At 64.9% G+C, this 16,123-nt stretch carries 13 protein-coding genes; 2 read left to right on the top strand and 11 right to left on the bottom strand.

All coding sequences use genetic code 11. From position 1 onward, the window contains the following. Window positions 1-27: 27 nt before the first annotated feature. The 6 genes from LB566_RS15890 to LB566_RS15915 all read right to left on the bottom strand — a co-directional run bounded on the left by LB566_RS15890 (window position 28) and on the right by LB566_RS15915 (window position 5,878). Window positions 28-753 carry a hypothetical protein gene (locus tag LB566_RS15890; protein WP_224625088.1) on the bottom strand — a complete coding sequence of 242 codons (726 nt, stop codon included), beginning with the start codon at window positions 751-753 and terminating at the stop codon, window positions 28-30. A 324-nt stretch (window positions 754-1,077) separates the two neighbouring features. Beyond that, window positions 1,078-1,839 carry an SDR family NAD(P)-dependent oxidoreductase gene (locus tag LB566_RS15895; protein ID WP_224625089.1) on the bottom strand — a complete coding sequence of 254 codons (762 nt, stop codon included), beginning with the start codon at window positions 1,837-1,839 and terminating at the stop codon, window positions 1,078-1,080. 10 nt (window positions 1,840-1,849) lie between these two features. Continuing rightward, a complete protein-coding gene (locus LB566_RS15900) occupies window positions 1,850-2,662 on the bottom strand; it encodes an ABC transporter permease (protein ID WP_224625090.1) in 813 nt (270 codons plus the stop codon). Next, entirely contained in the window at window positions 2,662-3,519 is an 858-nt protein-coding gene (locus LB566_RS15905; protein WP_140492578.1) for an ABC transporter permease, read from the bottom strand. The genes LB566_RS15900 and LB566_RS15905 overlap by 1 nt, the downstream gene beginning before the upstream one ends. A 78-nt stretch (window positions 3,520-3,597) precedes the next feature. Then, on the bottom strand, window positions 3,598-4,761 hold the full coding sequence (locus LB566_RS15910) for a PotD/PotF family extracellular solute-binding protein (protein WP_224625091.1): 1,164 nt from the start codon (window positions 4,759-4,761) through the stop codon (window positions 3,598-3,600). Then, window positions 4,742-5,878 (bottom strand): ABC transporter ATP-binding protein, encoded by a 1,137-nt coding sequence (locus LB566_RS15915; protein ID WP_224625092.1) that lies wholly within the window; start codon window positions 5,876-5,878, stop codon window positions 4,742-4,744. Before LB566_RS15915 ends, LB566_RS15910 begins: the two co-directional genes overlap by 20 nt. A gap of 118 nt (window positions 5,879-5,996) precedes the next feature. Here LB566_RS15915 and LB566_RS15920 point away from each other — a divergent pair, with 118 nt between their 5' ends. Then, the gene (locus LB566_RS15920) at window positions 5,997-6,803 is read left to right on the top strand and encodes a response regulator transcription factor (RefSeq protein WP_224625093.1); all 807 of its coding nucleotides are present in this window, start codon (window positions 5,997-5,999) and stop codon (window positions 6,801-6,803) included. Between the two features lie 16 nt (window positions 6,804-6,819). Here the strand turns inward: LB566_RS15920 and LB566_RS15925 are convergent, their stop codons facing one another. From LB566_RS15925 to LB566_RS15945, 5 genes are all read right to left on the bottom strand, one after another. Further along, complete coding sequence (locus tag LB566_RS15925; protein ID WP_224625094.1) at window positions 6,820-8,892, bottom strand: 3-hydroxyacyl-CoA dehydrogenase NAD-binding domain-containing protein; 2,073 nt, start codon at window positions 8,890-8,892, stop codon at window positions 6,820-6,822. Between the two features lie 146 nt (window positions 8,893-9,038). Beyond that, a complete protein-coding gene (locus LB566_RS15930; protein WP_224625095.1) occupies window positions 9,039-9,986 on the bottom strand; it encodes an ABC transporter permease in 948 nt (315 codons plus the stop codon). Window positions 9,987-9,989: 3 nt separating this feature from the next. After that, entirely contained in the window at window positions 9,990-10,964 is a 975-nt protein-coding gene (locus LB566_RS15935; protein ID WP_224625096.1) for an ABC transporter permease, read from the bottom strand. A 1-nt stretch (window position 10,965) separates the two neighbouring features. Beyond that, the gene (locus tag LB566_RS15940; protein WP_224625097.1) at window positions 10,966-12,429 is read right to left on the bottom strand and encodes a sugar ABC transporter ATP-binding protein; all 1,464 of its coding nucleotides are present in this window, start codon (window positions 12,427-12,429) and stop codon (window positions 10,966-10,968) included. A 49-nt stretch (window positions 12,430-12,478) separates the two neighbouring features. Beyond that, window positions 12,479-13,492, bottom strand: coding sequence for an ABC transporter substrate-binding protein (locus LB566_RS15945; RefSeq protein ID WP_140550670.1), 1,014 nt, complete (start codon window positions 13,490-13,492; stop codon window positions 12,479-12,481). Window positions 13,493-13,703: 211 nt separating this feature from the next. On the opposite strand from LB566_RS15945, the gene LB566_RS15950 reads away from it, so the two are divergent. Continuing rightward, entirely contained in the window at window positions 13,704-16,121 is a 2,418-nt protein-coding gene (locus LB566_RS15950) for a glucan 1,4-alpha-glucosidase (protein ID WP_224625098.1), read from the top strand. The last annotated feature ends 2 nt before the right edge of the window (window positions 16,122-16,123 follow it).

Raw genomic sequence — 16,123 nt, forward strand, 5'->3', positions numbered from 1 at the left:
CCGGATGCCCCGTCGTCCTTGGCGATGCTACGGCGTCGGTTGCATTGCAGCGGCCGTCTCGTCGATCTTGCCGGCAAGGACACCTTGGGCCCAAGCGGTAACCTCGGCGTCGACGGGCTTGTTGGCCATATCCGTCAACGCCGCGTCGAGTGCGGCCGGGTCGGTGCCGACCTCTGCCGCGTCGACCACTTCCTGCTGGGCGTCGATCTGGTCCTGCAGAGCCGATATCTGTCCAGGCAGGGCCGCCTGCTCCTCGGGCGACATGGCGGCGATCTGGTCCGGCGTCAGCGACGTCAATGCGTCCAGCTGTGAATTCAGAGCGTCCAGCTGGGCTTGTGCGACCTTGGCTTTGGCCGACTGCGTCACGAAGGCCTGAAGCGCAGCGAATTTCTTGCTCTTGGAATTCATATAGGCGTTGACGTTGCGCTGCAGCGAGTTCAGCCGGCCGAGCTTGGCATGGAGGTTCTTTTCCTTGGGTACGGACGAGACCTTTGTCTTCGTATCGACCGTGGACGTCTCCGCTGTCGCCTTGGCTACCTGCCCCCGAGCCGACGAAGACTTGCCGTGCGCGGCGCCGCTGCTGCCGTGGGCGCCGCTGTTGCCGTGGGCGCCACCATTGCCATTGCCGTTGCCGCCGCCATGACCATTGCCCCCACCGCCTCCGCCGTGTCCATTGGCGGCGAGGGCCAGCTCCGGAGACGCCAGAAGGGCCAATGCGGCCAGCGCCGCGAACACAGTTTTCCGGTTTGTCATGATGATCTCCTCGGGATACGCCGCCCTGCGCCCGCTGCTATGGTAAGTTCGTATGAGAAGCCGCTAACTATGCGCAGTAAACTTTAGATAAAGACTGTCTCAATAAGAGAGTAGAGCAACCTGCCGATACCATAACTACCTGATATCGAATAAAAATCTACGTTTTCAAAGGGCTGTGATACTGAAGTCCCATGCCAGTCGGACGATGGTCCGAACTGCCGGTCAGAGTTGATTTCGGTACTGCCGGCCGGCGACGCGGCTCTGGCCCAGAACGCGCAGGCGATGGCGCTTTTCATCAACAGGCTGAAGGCCAAGGCGGCTGCTTCAGCCTATACTTTCGCCACCGTCGATCACCAGCGCCTGGCCGGTCATGAAGGATGACCGATCGGAAACGAGGAACAGGATCGCCTCGGCGATTTCCTCGGCGCTGGCCCAGCGCCCCATCGGGATCTTGGTGCGGACATAGTCTTCGATTGCTTCGCGTCCGCCCATCTGGGCGATGAACGGTCCATTGAACGGCGTGTCGACCCAGCCCGGGCAGAGCGCGTTGACGCGCACATTGTGGCGGGCATAGTCCAGCGACATCTGCCTGGTCATCGCCACCACGGCATGTTTCGACGTCGCATAAGCGATCATCTCGCGGTCGTAGAACACGCCTGAATTGGAGGCCGTGTTGAGGATGACGCCGCCGCCCTGCGCGACCATCGATGGCATGACGATCCTCGCCGCCAGGAACTGCGCCCGCACATTGACCCGCCAGGAGGCATCCATGCCGTCGGCCTCGACCTCGGTCAGCGTGCCGCCGACCTGGATGCCGGCGTGATTGTGCAGGATGTCGATGCGCCCATGCCGGTCGAGCGTGCCGATAATGAGTTCTTCGACCGCCGAGTCGTCCGAGACGTCGGTGGCTACCGCCTCCGCCCGGCCACCCGCGGCGCGTATGTCTGAAGCCGTCGCCTCGCCGCTGGTCCGATCCCGGTCCGCGATGACGACCACCGCGCCTTCCCTGGCCATGATCATGGCGCCGGCGCGCCCGATGCCGGAACCGGCGCCTGTCACCACGGCGATGCGGTCTTCGAGGATCATGATGCGGCCTTCAGTTTGACGGCTTGCGCTGGCGCAGCTGCCATTGGGCAAGCACCACGAGCAGGACGGAGGCGACGAGCACGATCGTCGCGATGGCATTGATCTCCGGCGTCACCCCGCGCCGGATCGACGCAAAGACATAGATCGGCAGCGTCGTCTGCGCGCCGGCGACGAAGAAGGCGATGATGAAATCGTCGAAGGAGAAGGTGAAGGCGAGCAGGAAGCCGGCGACCACCGCCGGCATGATCTGCGGCAAGACGATCGAGCGGAACGTCGTCAGCGGCGTGGCGTAGAGATCGCTCGAGGCCTCGACCAGATTGCGGTCGAGGCTTGCGAGGCGCGTGCCGACGATCATCGTCACCAGCGCCATCGAGAACAGGCCGTGCGCGGCGATGATCGAACCATAGCCGAGCGACAGGCGCGGCGGCTGGTCGTCCGGCCAGATCGAGGCGAGGAACGGATTGACGACGGCAAACAGCTGGACGAGCGCGACCAGTGTCGAAATGCCGATGACGACGCCGGGGACGACGATCGCGGCCCCAAGCAAGGCGTCGAAGACAGCGCGGGTCCGCACCCCGACGCGTGCCAGGCCAAGGGCTGCCGCGGTACCGAACACCGCCGCCAGCAAGGCGCTGGTGGTGGCGATGAACAGGCTGTTCTTCAGCGCCTCGACCAGGAACGGGTTCGACAGCGCCTTGCCGTACCATTGCACGGAAAAACCGGTGAACTCGCTGGCGTGGTGACCGGCGTTGAAGGAGAACAGCACGACCAGTGCGATCGGCAGGTAGAGGAAGGCGAAGACGGCAATGACGAAGGCGCGCATCAGATCAAATCCACCCGGCGGGCGCCCGAGACGCGGGTCGAGATGCGGTTGGCGGCAATCAGCACCACAACCGAAACCAGCACCAGCGTGATCGCGATGGCCGATCCGAACGGCCAGTTGCGCGACTGCAGGAACAGGTCGACCAGCGCATTGCCGATGAAGAACACCTTGCCGCCGCCGAGCAGCGTCGGGATCAGGTATTCGCCGAGCAGCAGGATCATAACCAGGGAGAAGCCGGTCATCACGCCGGGCAGGGACAGTTTCAGGGTCACGCCCAGAAAGGTCGAGAGCGGCGTCGCGCCGAGATCGGCCGAGGCCTCCAGCAGGCGGCGGTCGAGCCGCTCGAGGCTGACATAGATCGGCAGGATCATCAGCGGCAGGTAGCCGTAGACGATGCCGAGCAGGACGGCGCCCGGCGTGTTGATGAGCCTGACATCCTCGATGCCGACAAAGGCGAGCAGCGCCGGTATGCCGCGTCCACCCAGAATGTACATCCAGGCATAGGTCCGCATCAGAAGGCTGGTCCAGAACGGTATGACGACCAGCGCAAGCAGGATCAACCGCCAGCGCTGCGGTGCCCGCAAGGCGAGGTAATAGGCGACGGGATAGGCGACGAGCAGACAGGCGAGCGCGCCCACCGGCGCGAGCACCATCGTGTTCCAGAACGCGGTCGCGCGTGCCGGAAGATTGGCATATTGCGCCAGTGTGAAGGCCGCCTGATAGCCGCCCTCCGGCGCCCGCTCGCCGACGCTGAAGACGGCGATGGCCATGAACGGCAGCACCAGGAACACGACGAGCCAGGCGGCCGCCGGCCCGAGCAGCATGGCCGTCAGCAGATTTTTGCGAATGCCGCGCATCGAAGGATTGCCCCGGTGCCGGCGGGTCGGGGCCCGCCGGTCAAGTTTGTCTCGAATGGGATTTGTTGCCCGCCTGGCTCAAGCAGACTTGAAACGCGCCATCAGCTCGGCGCGGCCCGGATCAGTCAGCGTTGCAGCAGCGCCGAACTCCAGCGGCGTCAACAGGTCGGCCGCCGGATAGAGGATCGGATTGTCCAGCACTTCCTTGGGAAGCAGTTTGTTGACGCGCGCGTCGGTCGAGGGCGCGCCGTTGGCGAGGTGCTCCTTCACCGCGACCTGCGGGTTCATCAAATAGTTGAGCAAGGCATAGCCGGCGGGCTTGTTCGGCGCGTCTTTCGGGATGGCATAGAAGTCGGTCCAGATCTCGCCGCCTTCCTTGCCCAGCACATAGGCGATCTCGGGAATGTCGCGATGGAGCTGCGCGCCGTCATTAGTCCAGCACATGGTCATCCAGGCGTCGCCCGCGCGCATGCCAGGCTGATAGTCTGATGAGACCGCGAACAGATGCGGCTTGACTTCCAGCAGCAACTCCTCGGCCTTGGCGAGTTCGTCCTGCTTGAGCGAGTTGAAGGAGTAGCCATAATATTTCAGCGCATTGCCGATGGTTGTGAGCTGGTAGTCGTGGACCATGGTGCGGCCGTCGCCTTCCGCCATGGCGGTGTCCCAAAACTCCTTCCAGCTTGTCATCGGCTTGGTCAGCTTCTTGGTGTTGACGGCAAAACCTGTCGTGCCCCAGTTCTTCGGCACCGCGTAGATGGTGCTGTCGATCGTGCCCTCGGAGGTGAAGCGCGGGTCTTCCTGCGTGCCATCGAAATTCGGCAGCTTGGCCATGTCGAGCGGCTCGATGATGCCGAGCTTCTTGTAGGTCGAGATCGTGTAATTGGTCGGCACGAACAGGCTCCAGCCCGAGGCGCCGGCCTGCAATTTGGCCAGCATCTCCTCGTTGGAACCGAACACGTTAACCTCGACGGCGACGCCTGTGTCCTTCTTGAAGTTCTCGAAGGTCTGCGGGTCGTGATAGTTCGGCCAGGTGGCGATCGACATGCGGTCGCCGAGGTTTTCGGCGGCGAAAGCCGGCGTCGGAACGATGCCGATCTCGCGCGCCATCACCGCCGTCGCGATGCCGAGGCCGGTGAGGCCGAGGAAGTCGCGGCGGCCGATCGAGCCGCGCCTGAGGCGCATCAGTTGGTCGACGAAATTCTCGGGGCTTATCGGCAGTCCGTCACGATATGATTTCGACATGTTTTTCTACCCTCTGGTTGGTCCCGTTGTTCTTTGGGTCCGCAAACGCCAGCGGCGTTCCGGCGGCAAAGCCGATGGCGACGGGTTCACCCGGCTTGAAGAGATTGCCTTGGCCGACCACATGATCGGTCTTGGCCAGCAGCGTTCCGATACCTTGGACCTCGACCGCGTATTCCGCCGTGGAGCCCAGAAAGATCCGGTTGCGGACGATGCCCCTGAGCGGGCCGCTTGTCGGACCACCGAGGCTGAGCGATTCAGGACGCAGGCTGACCGAAACGGTTTCGCCCTGTCGCAAGGCGGCCCGCTTGCGCGCCGCAATGACCGTGCCGTCCGCCAGTTTCACATCCACCAGGTCGCCTGAATGCCCGGCGACGGCGCCGCTCAGCAGATTGGTCTTGCCGACGAAATCGGCGACGAACAGGTCGGCCGGCTCGTCATAGATTTCGCTGGGTTGGCCGAGCTGGACGATGCGGCCGCCATTCATGACGCAGACGAAGTCGCTCATCGACAGCGCCTCCTCCTGGTCGTGGGTGACGAGCACGAAGGTGATGCCGATCTCGCGCTGCAGGTTCTGCAATTCGATCTGCATGTCGGTACGCAGCTTCTTGTCGAGCGCCGCCAGCGGCTCGTCGAGCAGCAGCACCGCCGGCTTGTTGACCAGCGCGCGCGCCAGCGCGATACGCTGCTGCTGGCCGCCGGACAATTCGTGGATCTTGCGCCTGTTATAGCCGGCGAGCCGCACCATTTCGAGCGCCGCGCCGGCGCGCTCGCCGATCTCGCGCGACGCCAGCCGCGGCCGTGCCTGGCGCAATCCATAGGCGACGTTGTCTTCCACATCCAGATGCGGGAACAGCGCGTATTGCTGGAACACCATGTTTACCGGCCGCCTGTAGGGCGGCGTGCCGGCCATATCCTGGCCGCGGATGAACACCTTGCCCTCGCTCGGCTGCTCGAAGCCGCCGATCATGCGCAGGCAGGTCGTCTTGCCGCAGCCGGATGGTCCGAGCAGAGCGACAAAGGCAGAGGGCGGCACGGCCAGATCGATGCCGGTGACCGCCGTCACCGCGCCATAGCGCTTGGTGACGCCGCGAAACTCGATGTCGGGCACTGCGGTCAAGGCTGCGGGCTCCAGCGGCAGGCGATGCGATTTCAGGACGCTACCAGAGCCAATGGCAGCTAGTATATACCTCGCAGGTGGTATATCTCACCTATTTTCTCGTTTAAGGGGGTATTGGATGTCCCGCAGCGACGACTACAGCCAGCTCGCCGCGCTGGTCGCGGCGACGCGGGAGACGAGCGGCGACCTCTTCGGCAAAGCGATGGTCGCGTGGCTGCGGCAGCATGTCGGCTTCGATCATTGCGTGATCTTCGGCTACCGCGGCGCTGCCCGTCCGCCGCTGCTGTTCGAGACCTTCTCTGCGACCGAGAGCCATGTCTTCGTCGCGCTTTACCAGGAAGGACCCTATCTGCTCGACCCGTTCCATCACGCGGCGGTCGAACGCAAGGAAGGGTTCTGGCGCATGCGGGAGTTGGCGCCCGACCGCTTCTATGCCAGCGAATATTTTCGCTCCTACTACAGCCAGACCAGGCTGGCCGAGGAGGTCGGCTTCTTCGTGCCGCTGCCGGGCAAGGATGCACTGGTGCTTTCGCTGATGCGGCTCAGCGCTTCAGGTCCGTTCGGAACCGCCGACGCCAGGCTGCTGCGCGACATGGCGCCGGCGGTGATTGCCTTCGCCAGGCTGCGCTGGCCCGCCCTTCCCGCCGACGAGCCTGTCGAGGCCAGGCAGGACGATGCGATCGCTCAGGTCAACGAGTTCGACCGCGCCCATATCTGGAAGAGCTTGTCGCTGACGCCGCGCGAAAAGCATGTCGTCGACCTGGTGCTGCAGGGGCATTCCACGGAATCGATCGCCAGGGCCATGCGCATCGTGCCGGGGACGGTGAAGGTCCATCGTCGCAACATCTACCGCAAGCTCAAGATCAAGTCGCAGGCCGGTCTCTTCGCCCGCTTCGTCGAGATCATCGACGCGCGGACAAGATAAATCCACGGCCTTTCGATCAGGTTCTTGCGCCAGCCTCCCAGGAACCGGTCTCGGCCATCTGCTTCAGCAGCGGCGCCGGCTTGAAGACATCCTTGCCCGTCCGCTGATGCCAATATTCGAGCCGCTGGACGATCTTGTCCGCGCCTTCGAGGCCGGCCCAGAACATCGGCCCGCCCTTGCCGATGGGAAAGCCGTAGCCGTTGACCCAGACGACATCGATGTCGGAGGCGCGGGCGGCTATCTCTTCTTCGAGGATCTTCGCCCCTTCGTTGATCAGTGGGTAATGCGTGCGCTCGATGACTTCTTGGGCGCTGATTTCGCGCGGCGCGATGCCCTTCTCTGCCGCCTTGTCGCGAATTAGCGCCTCGACTTGCGGGTCTGGGGTCGGCATACGTGACCCGTTCTCGTAGAGATAAAAACCTCGACCGGCTTTCTGGCCGAAACGCCCCTGTTCGCACAGCGTGTCGGCGATCACCGCCGTCTGGCCGCGGGCCTTGCGGTTGCGCCAGCCAATGTCGAGGCCGGCGAGGTCGCCCATCTGGAACGGCCCCATCGGCCAGCCGAAATCGGTGAACGCCTTGTCGATCCGGCTTGGCGTCGCGCCCTCCAGCAGGAGCGCTTCGGATTCGGAGCCGCGCGCGGCCAGCATGCGGTTGCCGACGAAGCCGTGACAGACGCCGACCACGACGGCGACCTTGCCGATCCGGCGTGCCAGATCGACCACAGTCGCCAGCGCATCGGGCGCGGTCTTTTCGGCGCGCACGATTTCCAGCAGCTTCATGACGTTGGCCGGCGAAAAGAAATGCAGGCCCAGCACATCCTGCGGGCGCGAGATCGAGGCGGCGATTTCATCGATGTCGAGATAGGAGGTGTTGGTGGCAAGGATGGCGCCCGGCTTGGCCACGGCGTCGAGCTTGCCGAACACCTCCTTCTTCACAGCCATGTCCTCGAACACCGCCTCGATGATCAGGTCGCAATCGGCGAGGTCGGCGTAGTCGATCGAGCCGGTGAACTGGGCAAGCCGCTGCCGCTTGGCGTCTTCCGTCAAGGAACCACGCGAGACCGAGACGGCATAGTTCTTGTCGATCATGCCGAGCCCGCGCTGCATGGCTTCCTCGCTGGTCTCCAACAAGGTGACTGGAAAACCGCCATTGGCGAAGGCCATGGCGATGCCGCCGCCCATCGTGCCGGCGCCGATGACGCCGACGCGGGCGATCCTGCGCTTGACGAGATCCTTGTCAGGAATCCTTGCCGCCTCACGCTCGGCGAAGAACAGATGCCGCTGCGCCCGCGACTGATCACCGGCGACCAGATTCACGAACAGTGCGCGCTCCGACGCCAGCGCCTCGTCGAAGGGCAGCGTGACGGCGTTGCGCACCGCCTGCGCACAGGCGATCGGCGCTTCGAGGCCGCGCGCTTTTCGGGTAAGAGCAGCAGCCTCGTCATCGAAGGCCGCCATATCGGTTTTCTTGATCTCGTCATCGCGATCGCGCACCGGCGTGAACGGACCACCCTTGCGGGCGATCTCCCTGGCGAAGTTCACGGCATGGGTGGTCACGTTACTGTCGAAGACAGCATCGACCAGTCCGGCTTCATGCGCCTCATCAGCACCGATCGGCGCGCCGGAAACGATCATCCTCAGCGCTTTGATCGCGCCGACGAGGCGCGGCAGCCTCACCGTGCCGCCGCCGCCCGGCAGCAGGCCGAGCTTCACCTCGGGCAGGCCGAGCCTGGCGGCGGCATCGGCAACGCGGAAATGGCAACCGAGCGCCAGCTCCAGCCCGCCGCCGAGCGCGGTGCCGTGGATGGCGGCAACCGTAGGCTTGGCGATCGTTTCCAGCGTCGCCACAATGGCGCGGAGTTCAGGCTGCCGCACCGGCTTGCCGAATTCGGTGATGTCGGCGCCGGCCACGAAAGTCCGGCCCGCGCAGGCGATGACGATGGCCGCGACCGAAGGGTCGTCCCGCAATGCCACCAGCGCCTGCATCAGCGGCTCTCGGACATGGAAGCTCAGCGCGTTGACCGGCGGGTTGTCGATGGTGACGATGGCGACATCGTTGTCCCTGGTGACGCCGACGAAACTGGACAAGCTGAACCTCCCGAGACCGGCTGCGATCGGCAGGGTTTACTAGGCCGCGCCGCGAATGGGAACCGCGTGTCGCACTGGCACAACGCTTGTCAGGACAGGCTGTAGGGCGGCAGCTGGCGAGTTGCGGTGGAACGAAGGCACGAATATCACCGCACCGCCTTCTCCCCACCGGCCGCCGTGATCACGCCGACAATGATCAGCCCGGTCAAAAGCAGGCGCACGCCGGCGCTGACGCCGAACGTGTTAAGCATGGTGAGCAGCAGCACCAGGAACAGCGCCGCGCCCCAGACGCCTGGCACGTTGGCCTTGCCCCCGGCCACCGACGTGCCGCCGATGACGACGACGGCTATCGAGGCCAGCAGATACTCGTTGCCGATATCGACATTGGCGCCGCGGAAATAGCCGGCGAGCAGCGCGCCGTCGATGCCGCCGAGCGCCCCTGACAACGTGTAGGTAAGAAAGCGGACGCGGCCGACGTCGACGCCGGCTAGCCAGGCGGCGCGGATGTTCTGGCCGATCGCCAGTACAGAACGGCCATAGATCATACGCTGCAAGGCGAGGGCCGCGCCGAGGGTGAACAGCACGGTGAGAACCGCCAGCACCGGAATGCCGAGAACCTGCCGGTTGGCGAAATCGGCAAAACCCGGCGGCGGCTTGATCTGCAATCCGCGCCCGTAGCTGATGTCGATCGACTGGATGATGAAGCTCGCCGACAATGTGGCGATGATCGGCGGAATGCGCAGCGCCCAGATCAGCAGATAGTTGGCGACGCCGATTGCTGCACCACAGGCAAGCGCGGCCAGCAGGCCGGCCACGATCATGGCATCGCTGCCACCCATCACCTTCATGGCCACCGCGCTGGCTAGGCCGATATTGGCCGGCAGCGACAGGTCGACATTGCCCGGCCCAAGCGTGATGACGAACATCTGGCCGACGCCGACGATGACGGTGAAAACGGCCAGCGACAGCCCGGCGGTGACCATGCCGCCGGCGCCATAGCCGCCGGTGAAGGCTATCGTCGCCAGCCACACGACAAGCGCGCCGATGAAGGACCAGATCCAGGGTTTGGCGGTCAGCGACCTCAGCAATGTCATCGCTTACCTCTCCCTGCGGCTGATCAGCACCCGCGCCGCCAGCACGATGATCAGGATGGCGCCGTTGGCCGCTACCTGCCAGTCGGGCGGGATGTGCATGAAGGTGAGCAGCGGCGATGCCGCCAGCGCCAAGGTCAGCGCGCCGATCACCGCGCCGATCGGCGACACCCGGCCGCCGACGAATTCGCCGCCGCCGAGGATGACGCCGGCGATCGAAAGCAGCGTGTAGCCATTGCCGATATTGGCATCGGCCGAGGTGGTGATGCCGATCAGCGCCATGCCGGACAGCACGCCGAACAGACCCGTCAGCGCGAACAATACGACCTTGGTCTTGAGCAGCGACCAGCCGGCGCGTTTGAGCGCGGCCGGGTTGCCGCCCGAGCCGCGCAGAATCACGCCATAGGAGGTGCGCATCAGCCCGAAATGGACGATCAGTCCGATCACCAGCGCCGCGATGATGGGGAAGGGCACGAAGGGCGGCTTGAACGCCATGATCGCCAGCAGCCAGTCCGGCGCCTTGCCGCCCGGTTTGGGCAGGACGAGAATGGCCAGCCCCTGCCAGACGAAACTCATGCCCAGCGTCACCACGATCGACGGCAAATTGCGCAGGTGGATCAGCGCGCCGAGCAATGCATAGACGCCGATCGATGCGAGCAGGACGGCCACACCGATGAGAGGCGCGTCCTTCAGCCAGGTCGCGGTGACGCAGCCGACGAAACCGACAAAGGTGCCGATCGACAGGTCGAGCTCGTTGCCCGATATGACGAACATCTGCGCGATCGTCGCCAGCGCGATCGGGATCGCCAGGTTCAGCATCAGGCCGAAGCCGAAATAGCTGATGGCGCGCGGATTGAGCCAGGCGATGGCGAGCAGCACCAGCGCCATTGACAGCGCCGGCAGCAGCCCGCGCAGCAGGCGGGCGCGCGCCGCTCCGCTCCCGAAAGTCTTTGAACCGTTTTGAACCGAGACGGCCGTCATCTCAGGCCGCGTCGCCGAAGGAGGACTGGATGATCTTTTCTTCCGTCAGCTCGTCGCGCGTCAGATTGGCGACGATGCGGCCGTTCTTGAAAACATAGACGTGGTCGCAATTGTCGAGTTCTTCCGTTTCCGTGGTGTACCAGAGGAAGGTGCGGCCTTTGCCGGCCTCCTCGCGCACGAGATCGTAAACCTCGAGCTTGGTGCCGATGTCTACGCCGCGCATAGGGTCGTCCATCAGCACGATGCCGGCATCGGAGCCGAGAGCCCGGGCGAACAAGGCCTTCTGCTGGTTGCCGCCCGACAGCGAAAAGATGTTGTTGTTCATATCAGGCGTGCGGATGCCGATCTTCTTTTGCCAGAACCCGGCCAGTTCGGCCTCGCGCCGCGGCGAGATCAACAGCCCGTTGCGCAGCCGTGCCAGCGAGCGGATGCCGATATTTTCAGCGATCGACCACTGCGGAAAGATGCCGTCCGACTGGCGGTCGCCGGCCACTAGCGCCACCGGTGCGGTGACCTCGATACCGGCCTTGGCGCGGGACGCGGCGGCGAAAATCGTCAGCAGCAGGTCGGTCTGGCCATGCCCGGCCAGGCCGGCAAGTCCGATGATCTCGCCGGCGCGGGCCACCAGCTCCTTGCCGTCCTGCTGCCGCACCGGCCGGGCACGCACGCGCAACGGGCCGGCCTCGGCTTTCCGGGTTTCGGTGGGCGCCCTGTGATGTGCTTCGGCACCGCCCATAGTGGCGACCAGCCTATCGCGGTCGAAGGCGTTCGCCGCGTCGGCGGCGACAACCTTGCCGTCGCGCATCACGACGATGCGATCGGCGTTCTGCAGCACTTCGCCCAGCACGTGAGAGATCAGGATGCAGCTGCCGCCCGACGCGACGAAGCGGCGCACGAAGGCAAGCAGCTGGCCCGCCGTGTGCGCGTCGAGCGAGGAAGTCGGCTCGTCCAGGATGACCAGGTGCAACGGCTCGCGGGTCAGCGTGAACGCGCGCGCCACCTCCACCATCTGTCGCCGTCCGATGGAAAGGTCGCCGGCGATGTCGGCCGCCGAGATGCCATGGTCCGGAAAGATTTCGTCCAGCTTGGCCGCGATCAGCGCGGCCGCCTTGCGCCGCCAGCCGAAGCCGGTGAGCGAGGCGTGGTTGATGCGCGTGTTCTCGGCGACGCTGAGATTGGGACACAGCGACAGTTCCTGGAAGACGCAGCGTATGCCGAGCTGCTGCGCCCGCGACACCGAGTAATTTCCCTCGGAGCCGCCATGCACGCCGATCGTGCCGCCGTCGGGCGCCAGCGTGCCCGCCACCATATGCATGAGCGTCGATTTGCCGGCGCCGTTGTGGCCGACGAGGCCGACGCACTCGCCGGGCCCGACATGGAAATCCACCCCACCCAGCGCGCGAACGGCGCCGAAGTGTTTTTCGGCGCCGCTCAATCTGATGATGTCCGCGTTCCCTTCAGGCATGCTCAACGATATCCGGTCGGCGATGTGCACGGCAACGCGTGTGCGACATTCACTTGATATTGGCTTTGATGGCCGCGATGGCATCTTCCTGGGTGTATTCGTGGGTGGCGACACCGCCCTCCTTGATTTTCGGCAACGCGGCTTCGAAATCGTCCTGGGTGAAGGCGAGATACGGCACCAGCAGGTCGTGCGGAATGTCCTTGCGGCCATCGAGCACCTGCTGCGCCACCCAGAAGGCGAGCGTCGAGACACCGGGCGCAATCGAGGCCGACCAGGTCTGGTAGCCGTCCTTTTCCTTCTGTTCCTTCCACCATTTCAGCTCGTCCTGCCGATTGCCCATGATGATGGTCGGGCGAGGCTTGCCGGCTGCGGCGAAGGCTTGCGCCGCGCCATAACCGTCGCCGCCCTGGTCGACGATGCCGACGATGTCGGGCAGCGAGGGCAGGATGGTCGCCACCGCTTTCTGCGCCGTCGTCTGGTCCCAGTCGCCGGTCACCGAGCCGACGATCTTGAACTCGGGATGGGCGGCGACCCCTTCGAGGATGCCGGCATGGATGGCGTCGTCGATCGAGGTGCCGGCGAGGCCACGGATCTCGAGCAGGTTGCCGCCCTTGGGCTGGAACTTGGCCATATGCTCGACTTCCTGCTTGCCCATGTCCTTATAGTCGACGACGACGCGGTAGGCGCAGGGTTCGGTGACGATGCCGTCGAAGGAGACGACCACGATGCCGGCGTCGCAGGCCTGCTTGATGGCGCCGTTCAGCGCGTCGGGCGAGGCGGCGTTGATGACGATGGCGTCATAGCCCTGCAGAATCAGGTTCTGCACCTGGGCGGCCTGGGTCGGCACTTCCTTGTCGGCCGTCGTGAAGACATCGGCGGCCCCGACCACCTTGTCGGCCACCGCCTTCTTGGTGACGGCGTCATAGCTGTCGAGCATCGCCTGCCGCCACGAATTGCCGGCGTAATTGTTCGAGAAAGCAATCTTCTTGCCGCTGGTGTCGGCAAAAGCCGTACCGGCGGCGAGCACCATTGCAAGGGTGCCCAGAACGAACAGTTTCTTCATGTCATACTCCTCCCAAAGAGTTGCTGGTCTTGCTGGCTGATGATGAGTTTCGGGCTCGCGTTCCTGTTTTTTATCTATTGTCAGACAAAAGTGCAGAAGGGCGGCAAGCTGTCAACTGCAATCCGCGGCGGGCTGGCGATCAACTTCAAGTGCGTCGATTGAAATGGCTTCGACAGATAGGCTAGGCATGCGGGCAGGAGGCCGCAGACGCATGGCAGTGACGCCGATCGTTCCCGCAGGCGCCCCGGGGATTCCGGCGCGCTGGACGTCGAGCGCCAAGAGCGGCGTCGGCGCGGCGCTTTCGCCGTCGAGCCGCGTCTGGTTTACGCTCAGCCATGGCATCCTGAACGAAATCTATTATCCCCGTGTCGACAGTGCCTGCACGCGCGACCTCGGCCTGATCGTGACCGGCCCAAACGGATATTTCTCGGAAGAAAAACGCGATGCCGCGCACGGCATCGAACCATTCGAAGAGGGCGTGCCCGCCTACAGGTTGATCAACACCGCCGATGACGGCGCCTACCGGATCGAAAAGCGCATCCTGGCCGACCCGGCGCGACCAACCTTGCTGCAGGAGATCGCCTTCACTCCGCTCAAGGGCGCGCCGGGCGACTACCGCGTCCACGCCTTGCTGGCGCCGCATCTGGTCAATGCAGGCATGGGCAACACCGCCTGGGTCGGCGACCATGGGGGAGAGCCTGTGTTGTTTGCTTCGGGCCGCGGCACCTGTCTGGCGCTGGCCTCATCGCTGCCCTGGCGGAACTGCTCGGCCGGATATGTCGGCGTCTCCGACGGCTGGCAGCAACTCAAGCACACCGGCCAACTCGATCCAGCCTTTCAGCGAGCCGAGGACGGCAATGTCGCGCTGACCGGCGAAATCGGGTTTTCCGCCAACAGCTCCGAAGCCCTGCTGGCGCTGGGCTTCGGGGCGACGCCCGAAGACGCTGCTCGGAACGCCTTCGCCAGTCTCGGGCAGGGTTTCTCGGCGGCGGCAACGTCCTACGTCGAAGAATGGCGCGAATGGCAGGCGGGTCTGCTGCGACTGGATCGCCATGGCGCGTCCGGAGTGAACAGCTACAGGATCTCCACCGCCGTCCTGGCGGCGCACCGGTCATCGCTCATGCCGGGCGCGGCGGTCGCCAGCCTGTCTATCCCATGGGGCTTCGACAAGGGCGACGACGATCTCGGCGGCTACCATCTGGTCTGGCCGCGCGATCTGGTCGAAACGGCGGGCGGCCTTCTCGCCGCCGGCGATGCCGCCTCGGCCCTGCAAACCCTCCACTATCTCCGCTCCATCCAGCAGCCGGACGGCCACTGGCCGCAGAACGCCTGGCTCGACGGATCGGCCTATTGGCCGGGCATCCAGATGGATGAATGCGCCTTTCCGCTGCTGCTGGCCGATGCGCTGCGGCGCCAAGGCCATTTGCCGCGCGCCAGGCTCTTTGCCTTCCTGCCGATGATCGAGCGCGCCGCAGCCTATGTCGTGCGCAATGGACCCGTCACCGGCGAGGACCGCTGGGAGGAGGACGCCGGTTACAGCCCGTTCACGCTCGCCGTCGAGATCGCGGCGCTGCTTGCCGCCGCGGATATGCTGGAGGCCTGCGGCAACCAGGACGCGGCAAGCTATCTGCGCGAAACCGCCGACGGCTGGAACGACCAGGTCGAGCGCTGGACCTATGTCACCGGTACGGCAAGCTGCGAGGCGGTTGGCGTCACCGGCTACTATGTCCGCATCGCACCGCCCGACAGCGCCGAGGCCGGTTCGCCGAAGGACGGCTATGTGCCGATCAAGAACCGCCCGCCCGGCGATGCCACCCGGCCGGCCCAGGAAATCGTCAGCCCAGACGCCTTGGCGCTGGTGCGCTTTGGCCTCAGGGCAGTCGACGATCCACGCATCATCGACACGGTCAAGGTCATCGACACGCAGCTGCGCCGGCAACTGCCGCAGGGGTCGCTCTGGTATCGCTACACCGGCGACGGCTATGGCGAGCACGAGGACGGCGCGCCGTTCGACGGCACCGGCCGGGGCCGCCCCTGGCCGTTGCTCGCCGGCGAACGGGCCCACTACGAGCTGGCGGCCGGACGCAAGGACAAGGCGACCTCGCTGCTCGCGGCAATGGAGGGCTCGGCCGGGCCGGGCGGCCTGTTGCCGGAGCAGGTCTGGGACGGTGCCGACCTGCCCGAGCGCGAACTGCTGCACGGCAAGCCCTCGGGCAGCGCCATGCCGCTGGTCTGGGCGCATTCCGAACACATCAAGCTGTTGCGCTCGCTGCGTGACGGCGCGGTGTTCGACATGCCGCCGCAAGGCGTCGAACGCTATATCGACAAAAAGACCGTCTCGCCATTCCGGACATGGCGCTTCAACAACAAGGTCCGTTCCATGCCGGCCGGCAAGACAATGCGCCTCGAGCTTCTGGCGAAGGCAACCGTTCATTGGAGCGTCGACAATTGGGCGACCGTGCATGACAGCGCGACCAGCGAGAATGCTCTCGGCATCCACCTCGCTGATCTGCCGGTCGCCAGCCTGCCCGAGGGGAGCACGCTGATCTTCACTTTTTTCTGGCCCGGCAGCGGCGATTGGGAGAATGTCGACTTCTCCGTCATCATTGGTGAACAGGACAGAGTGTAGAT

Origin of the sequence: Mesorhizobium sp. CA13 (assembly GCF_020165235.1) — a bacterium.
GTDB lineage: Bacteria > Pseudomonadota > Alphaproteobacteria > Rhizobiales > Rhizobiaceae > Mesorhizobium.

Excerpts from the sequence above, each read along its gene's own strand:
- LB566_RS15900 (WP_224625090.1), bottom strand. The coding sequence starts at position 2,662 with ATGCGCGCCTTCGTCATTGCCGTCTTCGCCTTCCTCTACCTGCCGATC.
- LB566_RS15920 (WP_224625093.1), top strand. The coding sequence starts at position 5,997 with ATGTCCCGCAGCGACGACTACAGCCAGCTCGCCGCGCTGGTCGCGGCG.
- LB566_RS15905 (WP_140492578.1), bottom strand. The coding sequence starts at position 3,519 with ATGCGCGGCATTCGCAAAAATCTGCTGACGGCCATGCTGCTCGGGCCG.
- LB566_RS15895 (WP_224625089.1), bottom strand. The coding sequence starts at position 1,839 with ATGATCCTCGAAGACCGCATCGCCGTGGTGACAGGCGCCGGTTCCGGC.
- LB566_RS15935 (WP_224625096.1), bottom strand. The coding sequence starts at position 10,964 with ATGACGGCCGTCTCGGTTCAAAACGGTTCAAAGACTTTCGGGAGCGGA.
- LB566_RS15940 (WP_224625097.1), bottom strand. The coding sequence starts at position 12,429 with ATGCCTGAAGGGAACGCGGACATCATCAGATTGAGCGGCGCCGAAAAA.
- LB566_RS15945 (WP_140550670.1), bottom strand. The coding sequence starts at position 13,492 with ATGAAGAAACTGTTCGTTCTGGGCACCCTTGCAATGGTGCTCGCCGCC.
- LB566_RS15930 (WP_224625095.1), bottom strand. The coding sequence starts at position 9,986 with ATGACATTGCTGAGGTCGCTGACCGCCAAACCCTGGATCTGGTCCTTC.
- LB566_RS15890 (WP_224625088.1), bottom strand. The coding sequence starts at position 753 with ATGACAAACCGGAAAACTGTGTTCGCGGCGCTGGCCGCATTGGCCCTT.
- LB566_RS15910 (WP_224625091.1), bottom strand. The coding sequence starts at position 4,761 with ATGTCGAAATCATATCGTGACGGACTGCCGATAAGCCCCGAGAATTTC.
- LB566_RS15950 (WP_224625098.1), top strand. The coding sequence starts at position 13,704 with ATGGCAGTGACGCCGATCGTTCCCGCAGGCGCCCCGGGGATTCCGGCG.